The sequence below is a fragment of the Cohnella phaseoli genome, from assembly GCF_003386235.1.
Classification (GTDB): Bacteria; Bacillota; Bacilli; order Paenibacillales; family Paenibacillaceae; genus Cohnella; species Cohnella phaseoli.
Window position 1 is genome coordinate 144,936 of the sequence record NZ_QRDZ01000006.1, and the last position, 24,296, is coordinate 169,231.

General features: G+C 55.0%; 19 protein-coding genes and 1 other annotated feature. Of the genes, 13 read left to right on the forward strand and 6 right to left on the reverse strand.

What is annotated here, in order from left to right:
• Positions 1-7 precede the first annotated feature (7 nt).
• The 3 genes from DFP98_RS09845 to DFP98_RS09855 form a co-directional block, all read right to left on the reverse strand.
• Positions 8-1,111 carry a serine hydrolase domain-containing protein gene (locus DFP98_RS09845; protein ID WP_116060413.1) on the reverse strand — a complete coding sequence of 368 codons (1,104 nt, stop codon included), beginning with the start codon at positions 1,109-1,111 and terminating at the stop codon, positions 8-10.
• 13 nt (positions 1,112-1,124) lie between these two features.
• Positions 1,125-1,712, reverse strand: coding sequence for a TetR/AcrR family transcriptional regulator (locus tag DFP98_RS09850; RefSeq protein ID WP_116060414.1), 588 nt, complete (start codon positions 1,710-1,712; stop codon positions 1,125-1,127).
• 832 nt (positions 1,713-2,544) lie between these two features.
• Positions 2,545-3,525 (reverse strand): LacI family DNA-binding transcriptional regulator, encoded by a 981-nt coding sequence (locus DFP98_RS09855; protein WP_116060415.1) that lies wholly within the window; start codon positions 3,523-3,525, stop codon positions 2,545-2,547.
• Between the two features lie 172 nt (positions 3,526-3,697).
• Between DFP98_RS09855 and bglX the strand changes: the two genes are divergently transcribed.
• Positions 3,698-5,881 (forward strand): beta-glucosidase BglX, encoded by a 2,184-nt coding sequence (bglX, locus tag DFP98_RS09860; RefSeq protein WP_116060416.1) that lies wholly within the window; start codon positions 3,698-3,700, stop codon positions 5,879-5,881.
• A gap of 213 nt (positions 5,882-6,094) precedes the next feature.
• On the opposite strand, the gene DFP98_RS09865 is transcribed toward bglX, so the two are convergent.
• Complete coding sequence (locus DFP98_RS09865) at positions 6,095-6,967, reverse strand: carbohydrate ABC transporter permease (RefSeq protein WP_116060417.1); 873 nt, start codon at positions 6,965-6,967, stop codon at positions 6,095-6,097.
• 18 nt (positions 6,968-6,985) lie between these two features.
• Positions 6,986-7,939 carry an ABC transporter permease gene (locus DFP98_RS09870; protein WP_116060418.1) on the reverse strand — a complete coding sequence of 318 codons (954 nt, stop codon included), beginning with the start codon at positions 7,937-7,939 and terminating at the stop codon, positions 6,986-6,988.
• 145 nt (positions 7,940-8,084) lie between these two features.
• Here DFP98_RS09870 and DFP98_RS09875 point away from each other — a divergent pair, with 145 nt between their 5' ends.
• From DFP98_RS09875 to DFP98_RS09895, 5 genes are all read left to right on the forward strand, one after another.
• A complete protein-coding gene (locus DFP98_RS09875) occupies positions 8,085-9,923 on the forward strand; it encodes a sensor histidine kinase (protein ID WP_246016476.1) in 1,839 nt (612 codons plus the stop codon).
• Complete coding sequence (locus DFP98_RS09880) at positions 9,904-11,517, forward strand: response regulator transcription factor (protein WP_116060419.1); 1,614 nt, start codon at positions 9,904-9,906, stop codon at positions 11,515-11,517. Before DFP98_RS09875 ends, DFP98_RS09880 begins: the two co-directional genes overlap by 20 nt.
• A gap of 101 nt (positions 11,518-11,618) precedes the next feature.
• Positions 11,619-13,331, forward strand: coding sequence for a type 2 periplasmic-binding domain-containing protein (locus tag DFP98_RS09885; protein ID WP_116060420.1), 1,713 nt, complete (start codon positions 11,619-11,621; stop codon positions 13,329-13,331).
• A 151-nt stretch (positions 13,332-13,482) separates the two neighbouring features.
• Positions 13,483-14,082 (forward strand): TetR/AcrR family transcriptional regulator, encoded by a 600-nt coding sequence (locus tag DFP98_RS09890; RefSeq protein WP_116060421.1) that lies wholly within the window; start codon positions 13,483-13,485, stop codon positions 14,080-14,082.
• A 16-nt stretch (positions 14,083-14,098) separates the two neighbouring features.
• Positions 14,099-14,560: a DUF2269 family protein gene (locus DFP98_RS09895; RefSeq protein ID WP_116060422.1), complete on the forward strand. Its 462-nt coding sequence runs from the start codon at positions 14,099-14,101 to the stop codon at positions 14,558-14,560.
• Here DFP98_RS09895 and DFP98_RS09900 read toward each other — a convergent pair.
• On the reverse strand, positions 14,557-15,138 hold the full coding sequence (locus DFP98_RS09900) for an NAD(P)H-dependent oxidoreductase (protein ID WP_116060423.1): 582 nt from the start codon (positions 15,136-15,138) through the stop codon (positions 14,557-14,559). The two genes, DFP98_RS09895 and DFP98_RS09900, sit on opposite strands and share 4 nt — an antisense overlap.
• 168 nt (positions 15,139-15,306) lie before the next feature.
• On the opposite strand from DFP98_RS09900, the gene DFP98_RS09905 reads away from it, so the two are divergent.
• From DFP98_RS09905 to DFP98_RS09935, 7 genes are all read left to right on the forward strand, one after another.
• Positions 15,307-16,341: an AraC family transcriptional regulator gene (locus tag DFP98_RS09905; protein WP_116060424.1), complete on the forward strand. Its 1,035-nt coding sequence runs from the start codon at positions 15,307-15,309 to the stop codon at positions 16,339-16,341.
• 43 nt (positions 16,342-16,384) lie between these two features.
• Positions 16,385-16,621, forward strand: a binding site (T-box leader).
• Between the two features lie 91 nt (positions 16,622-16,712).
• The gene (locus tag DFP98_RS09910) at positions 16,713-18,254 is read left to right on the forward strand and encodes a 2-isopropylmalate synthase (protein WP_116060425.1); all 1,542 of its coding nucleotides are present in this window, start codon (positions 16,713-16,715) and stop codon (positions 18,252-18,254) included.
• A gap of 120 nt (positions 18,255-18,374) precedes the next feature.
• Positions 18,375-18,917, forward strand: coding sequence for a cupin domain-containing protein (locus DFP98_RS09915; RefSeq protein ID WP_246016477.1), 543 nt, complete (start codon positions 18,375-18,377; stop codon positions 18,915-18,917).
• 351 nt (positions 18,918-19,268) lie between these two features.
• Positions 19,269-19,892: a DedA family protein gene (locus DFP98_RS09920; protein WP_116060426.1), complete on the forward strand. Its 624-nt coding sequence runs from the start codon at positions 19,269-19,271 to the stop codon at positions 19,890-19,892.
• A 108-nt stretch (positions 19,893-20,000) separates the two neighbouring features.
• Positions 20,001-20,906, forward strand: a complete 906-nt coding sequence (gene rarD / locus DFP98_RS09925) for an EamA family transporter RarD (protein ID WP_116060427.1) — start codon at positions 20,001-20,003, stop codon at positions 20,904-20,906.
• Between the two features lie 29 nt (positions 20,907-20,935).
• A complete protein-coding gene (locus tag DFP98_RS09930) occupies positions 20,936-22,141 on the forward strand; it encodes an MFS transporter (RefSeq protein WP_116060529.1) in 1,206 nt (401 codons plus the stop codon).
• 130 nt (positions 22,142-22,271) lie between these two features.
• Positions 22,272-24,209, forward strand: a complete 1,938-nt coding sequence (locus tag DFP98_RS09935; RefSeq protein ID WP_116060428.1) for a glycosyltransferase — start codon at positions 22,272-22,274, stop codon at positions 24,207-24,209.
• The last annotated feature ends 87 nt before the right edge of the window (positions 24,210-24,296 follow it).

Consider the following 24,296-nt stretch of genomic DNA (forward strand, 5'->3'; position numbering starts at 1 on the left):
CTTACGTCTAACGCTGCCTGTCGCAACGCCGCAAAATGTCGATCGCCTTAAACATCAGTCTCAGCCCTTTTCGATTGTAACGGAATTGATTCAAGCCACCGATGAGATAGGCGTCGGTCTCCGGATGATAGAACAGCCACGAGCCGGACGTTCCCATATTGCCCCAGGAGCTGTACTTGCCGGGCATAAGCAGGAACATCGGCTTAATGATCATCAAACCGTAGCCGTAATCGATGCCGGGAAAAAACCTCCCCCGTTCGCTTTTCATTTTAGCCAATGTCGTCTCCCCGACGATGCGATGTTCGACCAGCGCCTTCATCAGCTTAAGCTGATCAGCGGTTGTGGACACGACGCCGCCTCCCGCATACATGAAGCTCAAGCTTTCGAGCTCGGTCACATCGCGGTTGCGATTATATAACCGGGCGAGCGGAGGGGAGCCGTTCGACTGCTCGATGGGTTCGGAGTAGCGGGAAAACCAGGTTTGCTTCATATCCAACGGCTCGAAAAGATGTCGGCGCAGCAGCTCATGGTAAGGCTTGCCCGTTGCCTGCACCAGCGTCATGCCAAGCAGATGGTAGCCCGTATCCGAATAGTGGAAGCCCGTTCCCGGCGGAAAATGATTTTTCAACCTCGTTTTTGTCCACTCGACCATCTCCCTAGGCGTCCACCCGCGCTGCGCATTCCCGAAAATGAGCTCAAGCATCGATGCCTCGCCCTTCGGCTTATCCTCAAAAAAATCGTTCAAGCCCGACGAGTGGTTCAGCAAATGCTTGACTCGAATGGCGTTTCCGAAATCTTGTCCCTTGTACAGATGCAGGCCGCGCAGCAGCTCGGGATCGAGATAATCCGAGATCGGGTCGTCAAAGCCGAGCAGACCCTCTTCGACAAGCCGGGCGCAGAGGACCGCGGCGAACAGCTTGCTGACGCTGGCAATGTAATAGGGCTGGTCTTCATGGACGGGGGCAGCGAGGTCGGTGCCTTCCGCGAGCTTCAGATGAACGCCTAACCGTTCGGAATGTACCAAAAAATAAGCGTTGCGGATTAGCGGATCGCGATTCACCGTACGCTGGAACAGCGCTTCGATTCGCGATTGCGCTTCGATTGCATTCATCGCCGTTTCCCCTTTACTTTTGCGGATCGTTAGGTACAGCTTGTTTTCGCGCCAGTTCGGCGGCGATCAGATCTTCTCCCGTTTGCCGGAGCAGCTCGACGAGCGTCTCTTCGCTTACTCCCGGGAGCGAGCCATTGATGTCCATCACGGACAGCCCTAGCTGAAAAATGCGCATTTTGAATAAAATCCCCATCAATTCCTCCTCCGAGAACGGCGCAAGCTTCGGCGCGCCCTTCATCTGCGAGAGGAGGTCTGTAACGGGTGTTTGGACATCCTTCAGGCGGGGATGATTATTAACCGCGAGTTCCCGAAACAGCGCAGGATGCTCTCGTGCGAACTTCAGGCTGGCGATGCCGATGCTTAAAAAAGGGTCGGGGCTGTACGGCGTTCGCGCCATCTCCGCCGACAGGTCGAAGATTCGGACCAACACCGCGTCCTTCAGCTCCTCAACATCTTTGAAATTGACGTAGATCGGCGCGATCGAGCTGCCAAGCTCGTCGGCGATTTTGCGGATCGTAATCGCGTCCAGCCCTTCGCGGTCGGCGATGGCAAGCGCGGCGTCGACGATCGCTTCCTTGGTAAATTTAGCTTTTGGCGGCATAGCGAACTCCTTGCATATCTATTGATACATATCATTTGATATGTATCATGCCATAGCGAAACGGCATTGTAAAGAAGGAAAAGAGGCTGAGGCTGAAAAGACGGATGAGTTTATGGCATGCGAAGAGACTTCCGCGAGGGAAGTCCGGTGGATAATCGTACAAAGTTAGGGGGGGGGGACCGATCGGGCTTAAGCAGCGGGTGTTTGTAGGAGAAATCGTACAAAGTAGCTCGGATCGGGCTTAAACGGCGGGTGTTTGTAGGAGAAATCGTACAAAGTGACTCGGATCGGGCTTAAGCGGCGGGTGTTTGTAGGAGAAATCGTACAAAGTAGCTCGGATCGGGCTTAAGTGGCGGGCTGCGGAGGTTTGTAGGAGAAATCGTACAAAGTAGCTCGGATCGGGCTTAAGTGGCGGGCTGTGGAGGTTTGTAGGAGAAATCGTACAAAGTAGCTTGGATCGGGCTTAAACGGCGGGTGTTTGTAGGAGAAATCGTACAAAGTAGCTCGGATCGGGCTTAAGCGGCGGGCGTTTGTAGGAAAGATCGTACAAAGCGACCAAAATCAAAGGGATGTCACTAAAACGTATTCGATGATTATGCGGATAACTGCTGTTGATTTATCTGGAAAGTGTTAAGGGTCAATCATAGCCTGGAGACTGCCACATACGCTCCTGAAATTAACCTTGTCACCGGTTTATCCATTCAGTATTTTCGGGAGCGTATAGCAGCGGAAGGAGGTGCATACCCTTGCAACTTGTTCATCGACTATCTTTTACAGCAACTTGTAGTGCTTATGGGGCTGCGCCTTCTCGGCTGATGTTATTTGACCGAGGTTATTCGACTGAGCGGAGGGAGTCTACGGATTCGCCCTGAATCAGGGAGACGTAGATTCTTTCGGCTTCGACGGGCTGTCCGGCAATCATTTTGAGCAGCTGCTCGGAGGCGATTGCCCCCCATTTGCGCATCGAATAATCGATAGTGGCCAGGCGAGGCCTGGCGAACTGGGCCAATTCGATATTGTCGAACCCGATTAAATGAATGTGCTTCCCGATTTTCAGATCGGTGTGAGTCGTAAAATAGCGGTAAGCTCCGACAGCCATTTCGTCGTTCAAGCAAAATACGGCCGCGGGCCGATCGTAGTCTTCCGAGATCGCGCGGGCCGCGGCTTCGCCGGACGCTCTGCTGAAATTGCCCGGCAGCTCAACGACTCTGGCGTGCGGGGCCCGTTCAGCGACTTGGCGGACAGCGCGCAGGCGTTGTTTGGCGTCGTAGGAGCCAACGGGACCGGTTACCGCATAAATTTTGTCGTGTCCCTGCTCCAGCAAATATTCCATCGCCAGCGTCGCGCCGGCTTTATTGTCCAACAACACCTGGTTGACGTTCGGATGCGCCAGCTCGCGATCAAGCACGACCGTTTTGTGACCCTTGCCGGCGTATTGTAGCAGCTCTTTGTCGGAGAAAGTGACGTCAAGCACGATTGCGCCATCGATCATCCGCTCGGGAATGAGCCGTCGCGATTTCTCTCCGCTGCAGACGAGCAGATCGTATCCTTTGCCGCTCAAATATTCCTTAACTCCTTGCAGCAAGTCGCCGTAAAAATTGCCGCTGAAATCGGTCAGGAAGATACCGATTAAGTTGGACTGACGCTTTTTGAGCAGACGGGCGGCGGCGTGGGGAACGTAATGAAGCTCTTCGGCGATTTGCAATATTTTGGCGGCAGTCTCCTTTGTGACCTTGTCGCTGCCATTGAGGGCGTACGAGACGGTCGAGATGGAGACGCCGGCTTGTTTCGCGATGTCCTTGATGCTGGCCAAAAAGATTCTCTCCTTCGAATTCGGGTGAAACGTTTCGATTTTAACTATACCGGATATGGAAACCGTATTCAATAGTGTGATTTGAACGTTTGACAGCAGTGAGGAGCGGTTTTATAATCGAATTGAAACTGAAATCGAAACGTTTCGATTACATCTGAGAGGTTGCGAAAACATGGCGGATTGGAACGATAAACAGCCCGATTTACAGCAAATTTTGCGGGAAATGACGTTGGACGAGAAAATCGCGCAGCTGATCCAGCTTGCGGTGCCTTTCTACGAAGGGGCAAAGGACGGTGGGTTGATTACGGGACCGATGGCGTCGCTCGGAATTGACGAGACGACTGTCCATAATTCCGGCTCGGTGCTCGGCATGGCCGGAGCGCAAGAGGTCATCAACGTGCAGCAAACGCATTTGGAGAAAAACCGCCACGGCATTCCGCTGCTGATGATGGCGGATATTGTCCATGGGTTTAAGACGATTTTTCCGGTTCCGTTGGCGATCGGATGTTCGTGGGATATGGAGCTGGCGGAGCGAAGCGCGGAGATCGCGGCGAAGGAGGCGTCCGTATCGGGCGTTCACGTTACCTATGCTCCGATGGTCGATCTCGTGCGGGATCCGAGATGGGGCCGGGTGATGGAGTCGATGGGCGAAGACCCTTATTTGAATTCGGAATTCGCTCGGGCGTTCGTGCGCGGCTTCCAGGGAGAAGATCTGTCCGCCGATACGGACAGGGTTGCGGCCTGCGTCAAGCATTTCGCGGCGTACGGAGCAGCCGAGGCCGGACGCGATTACAACACGGTCGATCTGTCGGACCGGCAGATGCGCGAGTTTTATTTGCCGGCGTATAAGGCTGCGCTGGACGAGGGCTGCGAGATGGTCATGACCTCGTTCAACACGGTCGACGGCGTTCCGGCAACGGGCAACGCGAAGCTGATGCGCAAGCTGCTGCGGGAAGAGTGGGGCTTCGACGGCATACTTATTTCGGATTGGGGCGCGGTGAAGGAGCTGATTGCTCACGGAATCGCTGCGGACGAGCGGGAAGCGGCGTTGAAAGCGATGAAAGCGGGAGTGGACATCGAGATGATGACCTCCTGCTACGTAAAGCATCTGTCCGAGCTCATTGAGAGCAAGGAGATCGACGAGGCGCTGATCGACGAAGCGGTGCTGCGGATTTTGACGCTGAAGAAAAAGCTGGGCTTGTTCGACAATCCGTACAGGGCGGCCGATCCGCAGCGAGAGAGCGAGATCGTGTTCTGCGACGAGCATCGTCGCGCTGCACGGGAGTTAGCGGTGAAATCGTGTGTGTTGTTGAAGAATGAGGGCGTGCTGCCGCTGGACAAAAAACAAAAGATCGCCCTGATCGGTCCATTCGCGACCAGCGAGGACGTGCTCGGACCGTGGTCGTGGACGGGCTCGAAGGATGATGCGATCAAGCTTGCCGACGGCATGAGGAGCAAGCTGGCCGGCTCGGCTGAACTGCTGGTGGCGGAAGGCTGCGGCATCGAAACGGCCGAGGCGCAGCAGTGGCAGGCGGCTTTGGCTGCGGCTCAGGAAGCCGATATGGTCGTACTGGCGCTTGGCGAGCATTCGGACATGAGCGGGGAAGCGGGCTGCCGGGCCGATATCCGCCTGCCGCAAGTACAGCTGGAGCTCGTTCGCAGCATCCGGTCGCTTGGCAAGCCGACCGTCGTCGTGCTGTTCAATGGGCGTCCGCTGGATCTGCATGGCGTGTATGACGAGGCAGACGCGATTTTGGAGGCGTGGTTCCCGGGGTCTGAAGCGGGCGACGCAGTGGCGGACCTGCTGTTCGGGGATGCCAATCCGTCGGGGCGCCTGACGATGTCGTTCCCTTACAGCGTCGGCCAAGTGCCGGTGTATTACAACGCCTACAACACGGGCCGTCCGCAGGGCGCGCCGGACGCGCAGGTCCGGTACGTGTCGCAGTATTTGGATATTCCGAATGAGCCCCTGCTGCCTTTCGGCTTCGGGCTAAGCTATGCGGACTTCGAGTACAGCGACGCGCGGCTGTCGTCCGACGAGATGACTTCCAGCAGCACGTTAAGCGTCTCAGTCAAGGTGGCGAACAAAGGCGCGGTAGCCGGGGTAGAAACGGTGCAGTTGTACGTTCGCGATTTATCCGGCGAGGTTGTTCGTCCGGTGAAGGAGCTAAAGGCGTTCCGCAAAGTCTCGCTTCAACCCGGAGAAAGTTGCGTAGTCGAGTTTACGCTGGAAGAGCCGCAGCTTCGCTACTACCATTCCGATCTTACGCACAGCAGCGACGCCGGCGCATTCATCGCCTACGTGGGACCGAACAGCCAAACAAACACCGCTCTACCTTTCCGGCTCATTAAGTAATCTGACGAGAAGTCTGCGAGACCGTAAGAGCAAGTTGAGGATAAGGCCGATAATGGCAAACAGAGGAGATAGGGCTGTTCCATATGCAGTATGGGGCAGCCCCTCTTTCGCGGCGATTTTGTGCATTCGTTGAAGGCAAAAGACGCAAAAAGCGCCCCCTAAGAGGCGCTTAACTTTGCAACGCAGATGCAGTCATCGGGTGTTTGCTTGCGACTATTCCTTAACCGCGCCAATGACGACGCCCTTAACGAAGAAACGCTGCAGGAACGGGTAGACGAGCAGGATCGGGAGCGCGCCGATGAAGATTTGCGCCGCTTTGATCGTCCGCTGCGCTTTGTTGACGACGACCGAGACGTCGAAGCCGGTCATGTCCTCGGCGACGATAATGGTTTGCATGAAGCTGGCGAGCGGAAGCTTTTCGGCCGTTTTCATGTAAATCAAGCCGTCGAAGTAGGCGTTCCAGTGGCCAACCATCGTGAACAGGGCGATCGTGGCGATGGAAGGCAGCGAGATCGGCAGGTATACGGAGAAAAATGTCCGCAGATGGCCCGCTCCGTCAATGAATGCCGCTTCCTCCAGCTCCTTAGGCACGTTGCGGAAGAAGTTCAGCATCAGAATAAGGTTGTAGACCGCGACCAACCCTGGAAGAACGAGCGCCATCAGATTGTTCATCAGGCCGAGCTTCAGGATCAAGATGTAGCTTGGAATCAAGCCCCCGCTGAACAGCATCGTGACGACGAAGTACCACATGTAGATGGTGCGTCCTCGGAACATGCGGTTGTCCTTCGACAGCGCATAGGCGGCGGTGGCGTTGACGACTAACGCAAGCGCCGTTCCCAGCAGCGTTCTCTGTACCGAGACGTTGAGGGAGGTTAAGAAGTTTTTGTTCTCGAACGTCCTTGCGTAAGCATCAAACGAGAAGTCGACGGGCCAGAGCGAGACGAGACCGGCGTTGGCCGGGGCCGAGGAACTGAGCGACACCATCAGCAAATGATACATCGGAAGCAAGCAAAGAATAGAGATTACGCCGAGCAGCACGTAGTTGAAGACGCTGAATATGCGATAAGGTACTGTTTTATGGTACATGCGATGTCATCATCCTTCCTAGAAAATTCGATATCCGGCAAGCTTGTAGGCCAATCGGTACGAGATCGCGATCAGGATCAGGCTGATCACCGATTTGAACAGGCTGACGGCCGTCGCGAAGCTGAATTGGCCGCTCAGCAAGCCTTCCCGATATACGAACGTGTCGATGATATCGCCTTGCTGGTAAATCATCGGGCTGTACAGGTTAAACACTTGGTCGAAGTTGGCGTTCAGCACGTTGCCCAGCGCCAGCGTCGCGACGACGATCAGGATCGGAATGAGCGACGGAATCGTTACATACATCGTTTGCTTAAAGCGACCTGCGCCGTCCACTTCGGCTGCCTCGTACAGAGAAGGATTGATGCCGGCAAGGGCGGCCAGGAAGATGATCGTGTTAAAGCCGAATTCCTTCCACACGTCGCTGACGACAATCGTTACCCGGAACCACGTGCCGTCTCCGAGGAAGAAGATCGGTTTGTTCAGGCCGAATACGTTCATCAGAAACTGGTTGACGATCCCGGTCTGGGACAGCAGGTCGATCAGAATTCCGGAGAGAATAACCCACGACAGAAAATGGGGCAAGTACACGAGCGTCTGGATCGCCCGCTTGTAGCCCATATTCCGCACCTCGTTGAGCAGCAGCGCGAAAGTAAACGGAATGATCAGATTCAGGATCACTTTGGAGCAGGCGAATAGGAGCGTGTTGCCGATAATTTTGACGAAATAATCGTTCTCGAACATGTAATTGAAATGCTTCAGGCCGACCCACGGGGAGCCGGTAAAGCCGAGCGCCGCTTTATAGTCCTGAAAGGCGATAATAATACCGGACATCGGCAAGTAAGCAAATACGAATACGAGCACAACGGCCGGAAGCACCATCAGGTGCAGCGTCCACGGAATTCGATAGCCTTTTCTTTTCCGCGTTCCGGGGGCTTTAGTCAGTTTCGCATTCGGCAAAGTCGTATCGTTCATAGCTCTCTCCCGTTCCATGAAATTCCCATTATCGTTCAGGCCAAGGCCTGCTATATCATAGTAACAACGTGTGTGAGCATCGAACTATAGGACATTGTTAGGATCGATAGGGTTTTGTTAGGGTCATGAGCTGGGGGGACCGGATATGAAGCTAGGCAAGAGCATGAATTACGTCACGAAAAAATCAAGCCTGTTTGCGAAAATGAACGGACTGATCGCGCTGCTGTTCATCCCGATCTTGGCGCTGTACACGTACTCGAACCAGGTGGCGACCGATGTCGTCGACAAGGAGCTGAAGGCGTCTAATATTCGGCAGCTGTCCTTCCTGTCCGGCCAGATCGATTCTCGAATCAACCAGACGATGGACTTCGTCGTCACGTTCTCGCGCGACCCGAACGTGCGGAAGTTCAACGGCCTCAACATCTGGGACGATCGCTACGACAAGATGCAAACCCGCTACATCATCCAGGAGAAAATGGCGCTGCAATCCGGGATTATGAACATTTGGCCGGTGAGGTTTACCGTGTACTCGCAGTTAAACAAAGAAGCGATCTCCAACGCGACCGAGGATCAGCAGCCGGCTTACGACGAGGAATACCTGAGGCGCAACGTTACCGGCAGATGGTCCTACGGAGACGGAACCGAGCCCGCTCCCGGCCAGCAGCCGGCCTTTCATTGGTTTTTCACCGATTCGTTCGGCCAGCAGAACGTGCTGAGAGGAAGCAACCTGGTTGTGGAAGCCAGATTCAAGCACGACAACATTCAGAACATGCTCGATTCGTACAAGGAAGGCGGCCGCGGCGATCCGATTTTCTACCATCGCGGCGACCGGCCGATTACGAATCGGACGGCGTCCGCGCAGCTTACGGACGAACTGGTCCGATATCTCGACGGTACGGAACTTAAGGAGACGATGCAGGAGGTCGTCAAGCTGCAAGGCAAGAGCTATCTGATCAGCGCCGTACTGTCGCCGCAGTTGGGCTGGCATCTGGTGGACGTCGTGCCGGTCGATCAGATTCTCGGCCCGATTTCGTACAGCCGCAATATGTTCTATCTGACGATGGTGCTGCTGTCCGTCGTCGGCATCTCGGCTTCCGTGTTGATCTATCGCAACGTACAGCGCCCGATCCGCAAGCTGATCCGCGGTCTTCAGAGCGTGCAGCGGGGAGACTTCTCGGTGCGCATCGACGCGAATGCGAACAACGAGTTTGCGTTTCTGTTCTACCGGTTCAACGATATGTCGCGGCAAATTCAAAGTCTGATCGAGAACGTGCTAAACGAGAAGCTGCGGGCGCGAGAGGCGACTTTAAAGCAACTGCAAGCGCAGATCAACCCGCATTTTCTGTACAACTGCATCGGCTACATGATTAATATGGCCCAAATGAAAGACGAGGAAGCGGTCGTCTCCATGGGGCACAATCTGAGCGCTTATTACCGCTACATTACGCGTATGGAACGGCCGACGGCGTCTCTGGCCGACGAAATGCGGCTGATCGTCAACTATTTGGACATCCAGAAGCTGCGCAACGGCCGAATTCACTATGCGATCGACATTCCCGAGGAGATGCAGAGGCAGCAAGTTCCGCGCCTGCTGCTTCAGCCGATCGTTGAGAACGCCGTTATCCACGGCGTCGGCAAATCCTATTCTTCGGGAGAAATCCGCATTGCCGGAGAAATGCACGACAGCTTCTGCCGGATCTACGTGGATGACGATGGACCGGGCTTAAACGAGGAACAGCTCGAGGCGCTGAACCGCAAAATGAAGGAGCCGCTTCAGGACGACATGGGCTACGGCTTCTGGAATACGAGCCAGAGACTTGTGACGCAGTTCGGGGAGAAATCGGGACTCCGTTTCTCCGCCTCCGAGCTGGGCGGACTGCGGACGGAGATCGTCTGGGAAACGGCGGCGCCCGTCCAGGCGACAGAACAGAGAGCGACATCTAAACAAGAGGGAGACCGTACAGATGCAGATGATTATCGTTGACGACGAAGCCCATTGGGTGGACAACTTATCGACGACCAAGCCGTGGCACGAGCTCGGCATTGAACAGGTTCATAGGGCGTATTCCGCGCAGGAGGCGCTGCGCATTATCGAGACGTATCCGATCGATCTCGTCATTTCCGACATTCTGATGCCCGAGATGACGGGGATTGAGCTGATCGAGAAAATTCGCGAGCGCGACAAGCGGATCAAGTGCATCATCCTGTCGGGCCACTCCGACTTCGAATACGCGCAGGAGGCGCTGCGCAACCAGGCGGTGGATTATCTGCTGAAGCCGCCGACCGACGCCGAGCTGATGGAGGCGGCGCGCTCCGCAATCGCTCAACTCAAGGCGGAATGGGAAAATGTCAGCTCCCGCGAACGAACCGAAAACACGCTTCGGGAAAATTTGCCGCTGCTGAGGGGACAACTGCTGCTGAACGCGCTTCACGGGGAGCGCTTGTCCGAGGAGGAATGGGCGCGCAAGCTGGAAAGCTACGGCTTGCCGTTCCGCCGCGGAGAGAGCGCACTGCTGCTCGTTCGTCTGGAGGACGAGTTCGGACAGCGGTGGAGCAACGGACAGCAGCTGTTGGAATATGCGATCCTGAACATCGCCGACGAAATATTCGGCGAATATGCGAACGTCTGGGGCGTTAAGGAAGAACACGGCTATCTTGCCTTTCTGCTGCAATTCCGCGATACGGCCGAAGTCGGCGCGGATCTGCTGCTGGAGAAGCTGTCGATGCAGCTTCAGGCGAAAGTGAAGCAATTTCTGAAAGGCTCGCTCTCGATCGTGACGACCGAGACGTTCGTGTTCCCCGACAAGGCGGCGGAACGTTACCGCCATGCGCTCGCTTATTTTCGGCAGATCGTCGGCGACGAGCGGGAATTCGTCATGCGGGCCGGCGATCTGGAGCGCAGCGTCTCGCAGGAATCGCTGGACGTGCTGCATGCGCCTCCGGGCCTCGGCAATCTGCTGGAGGCCGGTCGCTGGGACGCGGCCGAGCGGAAGCTGCTCGACATCTGTGCGGAGCTGGACGAGAAGGGCTCCGAATCGTGGGAGCATTGCCTTGAAGCAGGCTATGTCGTCGCCTCCTCGTTCGCGCATTACGCTCATCGCAACGGCCAATCGCTGGCGTCGCTGATCGGGGAAGACATAGAGCCGCTGCAGAACGGAGAGGCCTTCGCCTCGATCGGCAAGCTGCGCAATTGGTCGCTTGGCGCATTGGGCAAGCTGAAGGAAAGCGTGTCGAGCGAAGTGAAGGACATTCGCTCCGTATACGTGAAGAAAATCCAGGAGTTCGTCGAGAGGAATTTGCATCTGGACGTCTCTCTGCGGGCGCTGGCGGACCACGTCAACCTGCATCCGACGCATCTGTCGAAGCTCTATAAAATCGAGACAGGGGAAGGCGTCAGCGATTATGTATTCCGCCTAAGGATGGAGACGGCCTGCCATATGCTGAAGACGACCGAGAAGAAGATTTACGAGATCAGCTCGGAGATCGGCTATCTCGATCCGGCTTATTTTATCAAGGTGTTCAAGCGCCAGTACGGGGTCACGCCGCAGGATTACCGGGACGGCAAAGCAACAACATGACAGAGTCCTATCGAAACTAACAAAATCCTATAGATGACCTTCATGCCCCGTTGGTAAAGTTACTCATGTGATCATCTTACAATGCAGGGGGATAAGCAAACATGAGTCAATTCAGAAAGCTATGGCTGCCTCTCGTAGGCGCGACGTTGGTCGTCTCGGCTTGCAGCAACAATGCGGACAACGGCGGCAACGCTGCCGCAACCGGTTCGGCAAGCCCTAGCGCCAGCGCCTCGACGTCGGCATCGCCGTCCGAGTCGAAGTCGGAAGCGGATCTCGCGTTTGAAAAAGGCAAATACGATCCGCCGATCGAGATCAGCACGGTCATTATGCCCAAGGAGTATACGAAAGGCGAAACGAAGGAAAATAACGTCCACGACCGCTGGATGCTCGAAACGCTCGGTCTCAAGTACAAGGATACCTGGTATCCGGCCGGCAGCGATCAGTACAAACAGCAGCTTCAGCTTGCGCTTACTTCCGGCGAGAAGCTGCCGGATTTCGTCATGGTGCCTACGGACGCCGTACTGACGAACCAACTGATCGATTCCGGACAATTCATGCCGATCGACGAACTGTTCGACAAGTATGCGAACGCTACCTGGAAAGGCCATGCCGAAGCGCATCCCGAGCTGTGGTATCCGTTCACGAAGGACGGCAAGAAATGGAACCTGCCGATTATGGAGTACACGGACAACGACGATACGCTTCTCTGGCTCCGCGAAGACTGGATGGAGAAGCTGAAACTGGAAGCTCCGAAGACGATCGCCGATCTTGAGAACATCATGGACAAATTCAAGAACGAGAATCCGGACGGTTTGGCTGCCAAGAACGTCTATCCACTGGCCATCTCCTTGAAAAACAACACGAATACATGGATGGGCGGACTGGATTGGCTGTTCGGAGCTTACGGCTCGGTTCAGGAGCAGTGGAATAAGGACGCAAACGGCAATCTCGAATACGGCTCCGTCAATCCTGGAGCGAAGCAGGCGCTTGCCAAGCTGCAAGAATGGATGGACAAAGGCTATATTCATCCGGACTCGGCGCTATGGGACGAAGGCAAATCGGCCGAAATCTGGACGAAGGGCAACGCAGGCGTACTGCCGGGCGCGAACTGGGTTCCGGACTGGCCGGCTCCCGATCTGCTCAAGAACGTTGCGGGCTCGAAATACAAAGCCTATCCGATCCCGGCAGGTCCGGACGGCCTGATCGGAACGAAATGGCAAAACTCCGGCGTCAACAGCAGCTTCATGATCAACAAGGATGCCAAACACCCGGAAGCGATCATTTTGTACTATAACTACTTGCTTGACAACCTGGCTAACCCGCAAGTCGGAAGCCCGTACGAATACGGCTTCGCCCAAGGCTACGACTGGGATATCGTCGACGGTAAGCCGACGAACGACAAGGACAAGATCAAGGACTTCTTCGACAAGTTCCCTTATATTACGGGGCCGGCGCGCATTCCGGATCTGTACATGAAATCCCTCGTGAAGCTCGCGGACGGCGGCACGGCGGAAACGCCTTACGAGAAGCAGCTCGCCACGTTCCGCAAACCGGAAAACTGGTACGCCGCGAAGGTCGTCATGTCGCAAATCGATATTCGCAAGCAGAACTACTTCACCGGCGCGGCTACGCCGACGATGATCTCGAAATGGAACCTGCTCCGTCAATCCGAGCTGGAGACGTTCAACAAAATCATCTACGGCAAGCTTCCGGTAGACGCGTTCGACGATTTCGTCGCAAGCTGGAAAGCGAACGGCGGCGATCAAGTGACGCAGGAAGTCAACGATTGGTTCAAATCCGTATCGCAAAAGTAAGTTTCTAGCAGCATCGGAAAGCTCATCTTCTCGCTGGACAGCGCGGAGATGGGCTTTTTTCGGTAGGCGAGGCCGGAAATGGACAATAATTTTTTTAATTTACAAACCGACGGTCTGTTTATATAATGAGAGAAAAGAAAGGGGTGAGACCGTGAAGCAAGAGGAACGTAAACAGATGACGATCGGCCGCCTGTTGGATGCAACGAAGGAGCTTATTCTGGAGAAGGGCTGCGCTTCCATTACGATGAACGACATTATGGACAGATCGAAGCTGTCCAAGGGAGCGATTTTCCACCATGTCAGAAGCAAGGACGAAATCTTCGCCTGGGTGCTGCAGGAAAGGCTGGAGGAGACGAACAAGCGGTTTACGGCGGAGGCGGAGCGCGAAGTCAAGACGTTCGAAGGGCCGCTGGGTAAAATCGCCGAGGGCTTCGCCGCCCTGGAGGACGGGGGGGACGTGACGAACAAGGTACTCGTCTACTTGCTGGGCAAGGACGGGGATCTCGCCGTCGGGGAGGCTCTGGAGCGCTATTACGAGCAGACGGCGCGGTTTTCTAAGCAGTGGATTCAATCCGGGCAGAAACACGGCGTTATTCCGGAGACGGTGGATGCAGGCAAAATGGGCGACTTGTTCGTGCTAATCTCCCTTGGGCTGAGCGTGCGTTCGTCCATACCGGGCGTGTCCGCCGACTTTACTGCGCCTGATTTTACCTCAGTGATTCGCAAGCTGTTGCAGCCCCAGACGCGTTAAGAGGAGGGAATAATTGATGAATCTATGGTTAACGCTTCACCTTGTCGGCGTCGTTCTGTTCGTAGGAAATATCGTTACGGCTGCGTTCTGGAAAGTACGAGCGGACATCGGCAGGAATCCGGTCGTCGTTCGCGACGCTGCGAGGAGCGTTATGCTGGCCGATTTTGTTTTTACGCTGCCCGGGATCGCGCTGATTACGGTATCCGGTATCGCTATGGCGCACAAATCCGGCATTCCGATGAACGAAAGCAATTGGCTGACGATATCGCTAGCCGTCTTCGGAGCGACCGGTCTGATCTGGGGCGCGGTGCTGATTCCGCTGCAGCGGGCGATGATCCGCCATAGCGAAGCATCCGTTGCTGGCGGAAGCTTATCCGCCGAATATCGGCGCGTATCGCGGCTGTGGGCCGTCTTCGGCACAGCCGCGACCTTGCTGCCGATCGTCGTGCTGGCGCTTATGATCGCCAAGCCGTTCTAGGCTTCGGTCATTCCCAGCTTCCTCGCCTGCTCCAGCCATGAGGCCCGCTGCGCGTCCGTGGAGTCTTTGATCGGGGTGAGCTCGGTAATGCGCACCGGCTTAATGCCGCAAAACTGCAAAATGTTGCGTTTCATGACGCCGTGGCCGGCCTGTTTGTAGATGAACCGGTTGTACCAGGACGGGGTGTCCATGGTGACGATTAGGCGTGCTGTTTTGCCCAGTAGCAGCTTATCCCATAGCGGGGAATTATCTCTGTACTTAAAGGCGAATCCAGGCAGAAAAACACGGTCGATGAAGCCCTTCAGAATGGCGGGCATGGCGCCCCACCAGGTCGGATAGACGAAGACGAGGTGATCGGCCCAGCGAATCGCTTCCTGGGCTTCGACAAGCGCGGGCTCCAGCTCGGTTCTTCGGCGGTAGCCGTATTTCAAATGCGGATCGAACGAGGTTGCGCTCAGATCGATCAAGCGCACTTCGGCCCGGGAGCCGATAGCTCCTTCCGCATAAGCGCGGGACAAAGCGGAACAGAAGCTGTCGGGGTTCGGGTGGCCGGAAATGACGAGAATTTTTTTGCTCATAGCATTGACCTCCATATCGGGAAGAGGAACCGGCTTGGGGTTCCTTTTCCCTGTTTTCGTATGTTAGGATATCGGGTAAGCACTGTATTCAGCATAAGGCGAGTCGCGGAAAACGCCTATGATGCGACGCGCAGAATTGCTGCTGAATTGCGCAAAGGAGGTTGGCGGGTGAACGATCAAGGAATGGCTGTATCGATGGTGTATCCCATAGTAAAGACGCTCGTGCGCAAGGGCTATGATCCGGAGAGGTTCGGCGAGTTCGCGGCGTTCGATCTGGCTCTGCTGCGAGACCCGGAAGCGAGAATTTCCGCGCTGGAGCTTGAGCGGCTCATGAATGCCGCCGCGGCTTATACGGAGGACCGTTATTTCGGTCTGAGTCAAGGGCAAATGACCGATTCGGCCGATATGGGCATTCTTGGTTACGTGATGATGCATTCGGAGACGATTGCGGGCTCTCTGGACGCGTACCGGCGCTTCAACGTCATCCTGTGCAGCGGCTTTAATATTGCGCTGGAGGAGGAGGATCAGGACGTCGTACTCCGCCTCTATACCCAGAATCCGGCTGCTCGCATGTCCCGGCATTGTATGGAGGATATGGCCGGCTCGCTGTACCTGCTCATGCGCAGGTTCGCTAATAGGCCCGTTTCCCTGCGCGAGCTGCGATTTTCCCACGATGCTCCCGGGGATGTCGCGCCTTATGTGGACTTTTTCGGGATCGAACCGCAATTCGGCTGCGCGGAAACGTGTTTACGCATCGACAGGGCGGTGCTGGACTACCCGATTTTATATTCCGACGCCCGTTTGCGGTCGTCGTTCGAAGCAATCGCCGTTGAGACGATGGAAAGATTGACCCGGGGCAAAACGATGTCGGACAGCGTCTTCCAATGGCTGATGCAGCGTCTGCCCATCTCCTTTCCCACGCTGAGGCAGACGGCCCTGCATTTCGGGATGAGCGCAAGAACGCTGCAGGCGAAGCTTCAGGAGGAGGGCGCCTCCTTTAACGGACTGGGCGCAAGCGCTCGAATGGAACTGGCCAAGAGCTATTTGAGCCGCTCAGAGCATTCGGTGTCGGAGATTGCTTACCTGCTGCACTATTCGGAGCCTAGCGCTTTTCAGAACGCTTTCAAGAAGTGGGAGGGGGTTACTCCCGTCCAATTCCGGTCTGGAGCAAAGGAAGGGACGAAATTCACAATTGTGAGTTGACAACGCTCTGCCGGAGTTCTATAATAGCCATTAAATTCAGAACGCAAATGTTGCGATTAGAAATAGTAAGAATGACATGACCTTTCAGAGAGCCGTTGGCTGGTGCGAAACGGCAGCGTCGTCCATTCCGAACTCGTCTATGAACAGCTTGCCCGACAACGTAGGGCAGGACGGAATTCCACCGTTACAGGGATAGATGGTGATGGCCATCGAACAAGATTGTTTTCCGCGCGCGGAAAACGAATTAGAGTGGTACCGCGAGTTCAACCTCGTCTCTATAGCAGAGACGGGGTTTTTTTGTTGGTCGGATTCCGGGTCCGTCCAACCTCGCTTGATATAGATCATGAATACCGATTACGGGAGGAACGAACATGAGCAGAAAAATTATTGTACTCGATACGACTTTGCGCGACGGAGAACAGGTGCCGGGAGCCAAATTGAACGTATATCAGAAGCTGGAAATCGCCAAGCAGCTCAAACGGCTGAACGTCGACATCATCGAGGCCGGGTTCCCGGCATCTTCCGAGGGAGACTTCCGCGCCGTGCAGGAAATCGTGCGCAGCGTAGGCGACACCGTATCGATTACGGCGCTTGCCCGCGCGGTGAAGAAGGACATCGACGCCGTGCATGAGAGCATCAAGCTGGCGCAAAATCCGCTTATCCATATCGTGCTGGGCACATCGAACATTCACGTGGAGAAGAAGTTCAACCGTTCGAAGGACGCTGTGCTGGAGATGGGCGTTGAAGCGGTGAAATACGCGAAGACGCTGCTGCCGAACGTGCAGTATTCGACGGAGGACGCTTCCCGTTCCGATTTCGAGTATTTGTGGTCGACGATTGAAGCGGTCGTCAAGGCGGGGGCGACGATGATCAATGTTCCCGATACGGTCGGCTTCGCGGTTCCCGAAGAATACGGCGAATTGATCCGCAAGCTGAACGAACGGCTGAAAAATTTGGACGATCGCGTCATTTTGAGCGTTCACTGCCACAATGACCTGGGTATGGCGACGGCGAATACGCTGAGCGCGGTCCGCAACGGCGCCGATAAAGTCGAGGTAACGATTAACGGGCTGGGCGAACGGGCGGGCAACACCTCCCTGGAGGAAGTCGTCATGGCGCTTAAAGTCCGGGAGAGCTTCTACGGCGGTTACACGGACATTCGCACGCAGGAGTTGCTCAAGTCTTCTCGCTTGGTCAGCCATCTGACGGGACTGGACGTTCAGGTCAACAAGGCGATCACCGGCGAGAACGCGTTCGCGCATTCCTCGGGCATTCACCAGGACGGCTTGCTCAAGGATAAGAACGTCTACGAGATCATGTCTCCGGAAGACGTCGGCGCGGACAGCATGGAGATGATTTTGACGGCGCGCTCCGGACGGCACGCTTTCCGGAATGCAGTGGAGAAAATGGGCTTCGAGACGGGAGAGGGCGAGGTGTTCGAGGCGCTGTTCGCGAAGTTTCTGGCGCTGGCCGACGCGAAGAAGGAAGTGTACGATCACGACGTCTTCTACCTGGTGGCGGACCAGAACGATATCGGCAGCGGCGAAACGCAGCTGTATGCCCTCGATTCGTTCCAGGTCGTCAGCAACGACACGTTCCCGACCGCTTCGGTTCAGTTGAAAAAGGGAGCTGAGATTATCAAAGGCAGCGCGGTCGGCGACGGCCCGATCGATGCGCTGTACGGCGTCATCAAGTCGTTGGTCGGCTTGGACGTCGAGCTGAACGACTACAAGATCAGCAGCCTGTCCAGAGGCAAAGAGGCGATCGGCCGGGTGAACCTTCGCGTCTCCTGCGGAGGCAAGACGTATACGGGACGGGCGATGGATACCGATATTGTAAAGGCAAGCGCGAACGCGTTCCTGAACGCCATCAACGCCATCCTGCTGGACAACGTCAAAGACGAACCAAGTTGAGCCGGAGAAGAGTCGAGGAATCGGTCCAATGTGAGGGAAGGAAAAAGGTTGCCGGCATTCACGCATCAAGGAAGCGGCACATAACATAGGGAATCAGCCCATGTAGGGAGGAGCTTCCTAGTGAATCCGATCTTGATGTCACCGAACTTGAATCTCGCGGCCGATTCCAATACGACGGTCAATTACGTTTTGAATGACTGCAACTATGTAACGCAAGTGTTCGGCGCGCAGCTTCCCGCCATATCGACCGGTTTGTTCAACGTTCATATGAGCCAAGGAATCGTCATTCAGCCGCATTGGCATACGAATGCCGACGAGCTTGTCTTCGTCATTGCCGGAGAGGCGACCGTGTCGGTCTTTAACCCGTTTACGCAGAGGCTAATGACTTATCTGTTGAAGCCGGGGCAGGTATGCCAGCTGCCGAAGGGATGGTTCCACTGGATTGTGGCGATGACGGACAACACGCATCTGTTGACGATCTTCGATCAGCCGACGCCCGACGTCGTCTTCGGCTCGGATTTTATTCGCGCGATTCCGCCGGAAGTGATTCAGCGCGCCTATTGTATTCCGGCGGCGGAATATGCGCGTGTGATTTCGCCGCTGCAATCGTCCGTCATTTTCGGGCCTCCGCCCGAATGCGGGCAAATGCGGATGAGCGGGTAGAGATGAGCCTCGGCCTCCGTCTCGCAACGGGGCCCGAGATTACAAAAAAACCATCCGGCGAACACAAGACGCCCCGACTTCGGTTGGGCGTCTTTTCTATTGAAATTAGGTATAATAGGAGGACATATAAATGGATCCAAACATTGCGCGGAATAGATCGATGAAATGGAGAAAGGGAATGGTTTTGCCGCGAGTTTTGGCTTTGTGCTACATTCATATATAGGTTTTATCGTGTAAAGCAGCTCAAAACAACCTGTCTGAAGCCGGTAAAACCATCCCTTTCGGAATGCAATAGGTCTCATGCTCATTGGTCCAATTTATATAGGTCACAAAAGCAGACAAGGGGAAGCCATGAACTTTAATATTGAAAAGCTGTTCGATCAGTACGGTTACGAGGTGCTATTCCTTGGATTGCTGCTTGAATTTATCGCCCTGCCGTTTCCGGGGGAGACGACGATGCTGTACGCCGGCTATTTGTCGTACACGGGCGTTTTGGACGGATTCAAGGCGTTCTTATGGGCTTTCGCGGGAACGACGATCGGCATGACAATTACTTATTTTATCGGACTAAAGGCGGGAATGCCGTTCGTCGAGCGCTACGGCAAATGGGTGCTGCTCACTCCCGCCAAACTGGATAAAACAAAAAAATGGTTTAACCGTTACGGCAATTGGCTCGTGTTTATCGGTTACTTCATACCGGGCGTCAGACACGTGACCGGCTATTTCGCCGGCATTATCGGCTCTCCGTTTCGGACGTTCGCGGCGTATGCCTACGGCGGGGCTTTATTCTGGTGCGCTTTGTTCGTCGGAATGGGCCATGTTTTCGGTCCGCAGTGGGAGGGCGTGCTGCATGCGATTGAGCATCATTCGTGGAAGCTGGCGATCGGAGTTGCCGTTACCGCGATTGCTGTCTGGAGCGTGCGAAAGGCCATGGCTGCCAGCCGGAGGAAGAAGCAGGCGGCCGATCAACCTTAAGGAACGCTGCCCGGCCGAAGCTTTTGCTTGATTTTCTCATATTCATTCCGCCCGATTAGTGATATAATTCCCTTCATGTTTTAATGGAAGGAACGGGGCGAATACATCATGAGAAGCGGACTGTTTAACGCAATATTTGCTTATATTATCTGGGGACTGCTCCCTCTATATTGGAAGGAATTCGCGGCAATGCCGGCCGGGGAGATTCTGTCGCACAGAATCATCTGGTCGTTCGTTTTTGTCGCCGGATTAATCTCGCTGCAGAGGCGTTGGCGGGAGCTGTCCGTGCTGTTCAAAAATCGCGCGACGCTGCTGCCGCTTATCGCAAGCAGCCTGCTGATTTCGGTAAACTGGCTTGTTTTCATCTGGGCCGTCAATAACGGTCACGTCGTTGAGACAAGCCTGGGGTACTATTTGACGCCGCTCATTAACGTGGCGCTGGCGATCGGATTTCTGCGAGAGAAGCCGTCGGGGGGGCAGTGGCTGGCCATTGCGCTAGCGGGAGCCGGCGTCGTTCTCGTTACAATCGATTATGGCAGCGTGCCTTGGGTGTCGTTGACGCTGTCGATCAGCTTTGGTCTCTACGGCCTCTTCAAGAAAAAGGTAAAGGTCGATTCTTCGGTCGGGCTGATGACAGAAACTGCGATCATCGTACCTGCGGCGTTAATCTATTGGAGCTATCTCGGCGTTTCGGATTCGGCAACCGCTTGGACGCTGCCGGGAGGATCGCTCGCGCTGCTGCTGTTCTCCGGAGCGGTTACGGCGCTGCCGCTGCTGCTGTTCGCCAATGCGGCGAAAAAGCTGCCGCTATCGCTGCTCGGCTTCATTCAGTATATCGGACCTACGCTGACGCTAATTCTGAGCGTAACCGTATTCGAAGAGACGGTCAGCCACGTAACGATGATCAGCTTTAGTTTGATTTGGGCGGCGCTGATCGTGTACGCGGCGGCATCCATACGCGAAGCCCGGATCCATGCGTCGACGCTTAATGCCCGTGGAGGAGCCTCGAATTGAAGACAAACGCCCTAAGAACAAATTACTGGATGCTTCTGCTCGTCGTATTCGGAGGATTTCTCATTTTCGGATTTTCCGAGAATGTGAAAGGTCCGGCCATTCCGCGTATGCAAGCCGATTTCAGTCTAAATGAAACGCAACTGGGAATGCTTCTGGCATTCAACTCGCTCGGCTATCTGGTCGCTTGTTCTTTTACCGGAGCGCTGGCGGGTAAAATCGGCATCAAATGGACAGGAATCCTCTCGTTCGGCTCTATGGCCGTCTCCGGCGTGTTTATGTATGTGGCGGCCAATTACGTGCAGCTGTCGGCGTCTTATTTTCTCATGTACATCGGCAACGGGATGCTGGAAATCGGCCTGGCGATTATGGCGGCTCGCATTTTTACGAAAAACACCGGAGCGATGATGAACCTCGCCCATTTCTTCTACGGTCTCAGCTCCGCGATCGCCCCGATTATCGCCGCATCGATGATGGGCTGGCAGCCGCTCGGCGGAGAGCTGGGCTGGCGGGGAATGTACCTGATTATGCTGTCGCTGTCTCTGCTGCCGATTATTCCGTCTCTGATGGCGAAGTTTCCGCAGGACGGCGAGGAGCACGGCGATCGCGTCACGATGAAGAGTATCGGAAAGGACCGGGCCGCATGGCTGATCGTGCTCGTCCTGTCGCTGGGAGTCGTCTCCGAGCTGGCCGTCGGCGGTTGGTTGGTCAACTATTTGGAGAAGGCGTACGACTGGTCGACCGGAGCCGCTTCCCGGATGCTGTCGATCTTCTTCGTCTTCTTCATGGCGGCACGACTGCTGCTCGGACCGATCACGGATAAAATCGGCTATACGCTGTCGATCATCCTTATGGCGGCTTTCTCCGGCATATGCAGCCTTGCGGCTATACTGGCCGGCGAACCGGGGGCGATTCTGTTTGCGGTTGCGGGCATTGGCATCGCGCCGATCTATCCTACGGTGATGGCGATTCTGGCCAAACGGTATCCGCGCGGAACCGAGACGGCGATTACGTTCACCGTCACGCTGATGGGGATCGCCTGCGTCATCGGCAATCTGCTGATCGGCGTCATTATCGACGGCTCCCAGAAGCTGTTCGGTGCAGGCAAAGAGGCCAAGGAAAGTCTGACGCTCGGCCTTCAGTTCGGTTACGGCTTTATCGCGCTGCTGGCGCTGCTCTGCTCTATAAGCTGCATTTATTTGTATGTCTATTTGCGCAGAAGGAACGAGCTGGTCTAGTCGAACCTGCAAAAACACAATCATGAATGGGAATAGCCTCATATACTATCGGAAGTTTGTCATGCCGCTAACAGATAGATAGGAGGGTATTCCCATTTGCGTAAAAATCGCTTTTTTCGTAAAGCCCGGCTTGGACGCTTTCCTGCAGCCGATTATCGACCATCTTTCTCGGAAGTACGAAACCCGGAAATTCGTCGTTCGCCGCGCTGACGATATCGGGCAAGCCATGGAATGGGCGGACGTCTGCTGGTTCGAATGGTGCGACGATCTGATCGTGCGCGGCAGCCGCCTGCCGATTGCATCTTACCGGCGCATCGTGTGCAGGCTGCACAGCTACGAAGCGTTCACCGCCTACATTCATCAGGTGAATTGGAAAGCGGTCGATTGGCTGATTTTCGACGGAAAACCGATTCAGGAGTATGTACTGAAACAGCTGCCAGCCTTATCAGAGGATCGCACCGTCGTCATTCCGAACGGGGTTATGCTGGAGAAATATCCGCTAGTGCAGCGTTCCAAAGGCTTCAACATCGCATACGCCGGATATATCAATTACAAAAAAGGTCCCATGCTTCTTCTGCATGCGTTCAAAGCGGTTCACGACCGTGACCCCAGGTATAAGCTGCATATTGCGGGCAAGTATCAGGATACGCGTTATCGGCTGTATTTCGATCAAATGCTCGAAGAGCTGGGATTGACGGACAGCGTCCGATTCGACGGTTGGCAGTCCGATCTGAACGCTTATCTGCAAGACAAGCATTACATCATTTCGAGCAGTCTGCTGGAGAGCCAGCATATGTCGGTTATGGAAGCGATGTCTGCGGGAATTAAGCCGCTTGTCCACAATTTTTACGGAGCGAAAAAAATATACGACGAGAAATGGGTATGGAGTACGATCGGAGAGCTGGTCGATAGAGTCGTCGAGGACGAGTACAATTCCGAAGAATATCGCGCTTTCGTGGAAAATCGTTATTCGTTCGCGGATAACGCGCGCAAGATCGAAGAGCTGTTGCATTCGCTGCTTCTGCCTGCTGTCGATTCGTCCAGTCCCGTCGCCGAGATCGCGCCTAAGATTACGATCGGCATGATTAACTGCAACTATGGTCGGTTTCTGGACGAATGCCTGCAATCGGTCATTAGCCAGACCTATCCGAACAAGGAAATTCTTATCGTCGATGACGGATCGACAGACGATTCCCTGGCCAAAATCGCAAGCTATCGCGCGATCGACCCATCAATTCGGTTAATCGCTCATCCGAAGAACGTCGGGCTGCCGGACGTCGCCATTCAGGAGATTTTTCAAGAAGCTGCCGGCGAATACGCTTTGATTGTGAGCGCGGACGACTATCTTCCGCACGACCGGGTGCTTGAACAATATATGGACTGCTTCCGCGGCCGCGACGATCTGGAATACGCATATGGAAACCTTAGACTCGTCGACGAACAGGGCAAATCGATCGGGGAGTGGGCGTATCGCGGTTACACTGCGGAGGAGGCGGTTCGCGCTATTTTCCACAGGATGGGTTCCGGCGTCATTCCGATGGTGGGCCTTTATAAATTGTCTTATTACCGAGATCGGCAGGCCGCATGGGTAGTCAATCCTAAAAAGCCGCTTGCCGGCGACGTCTTAAATAGTCTCGTCAATCTGAAGGCAGGGTGGAAAACCCATTGGATGAATAAGCCCGTTCTCTGCTATCGCAAGCATAGAAGCAGCATATCCAACAAGATCGAAAAACGCATCCAATCCCTTGTCATCGTTCTGGAGTATCTCATCGAGAGTTTTCCCGAAGAGGTCTATCTTCCGCGCGCGGATTGGGACAAATTCCAGCCGGAACAGCGTACGGCCTTGAAATGCTTCGAGATCGGACAGATGTACGGCAAAATGACCCGCAGCTACTGCAGTAACGGATGGATCAGATCCTATTCCGCCGAACGGAAGCGGGAGTGCCTTGGACCGTTAACCGAGCGAATGAGGCACTATTTCGATCTAAGCCTTGCAAGCGACGATGCCCACAGATCCCGGATCGAGGCCATATGCGTCGATGTCGACGACGATTTAATGAAGAAATGAGTTCATATAAACGATCCACCCGAGTCGATGGAGAAGTCGGGTTCAAAATGACACCATGACTCTTAGATCGGTACTCGGGTGGAGAGT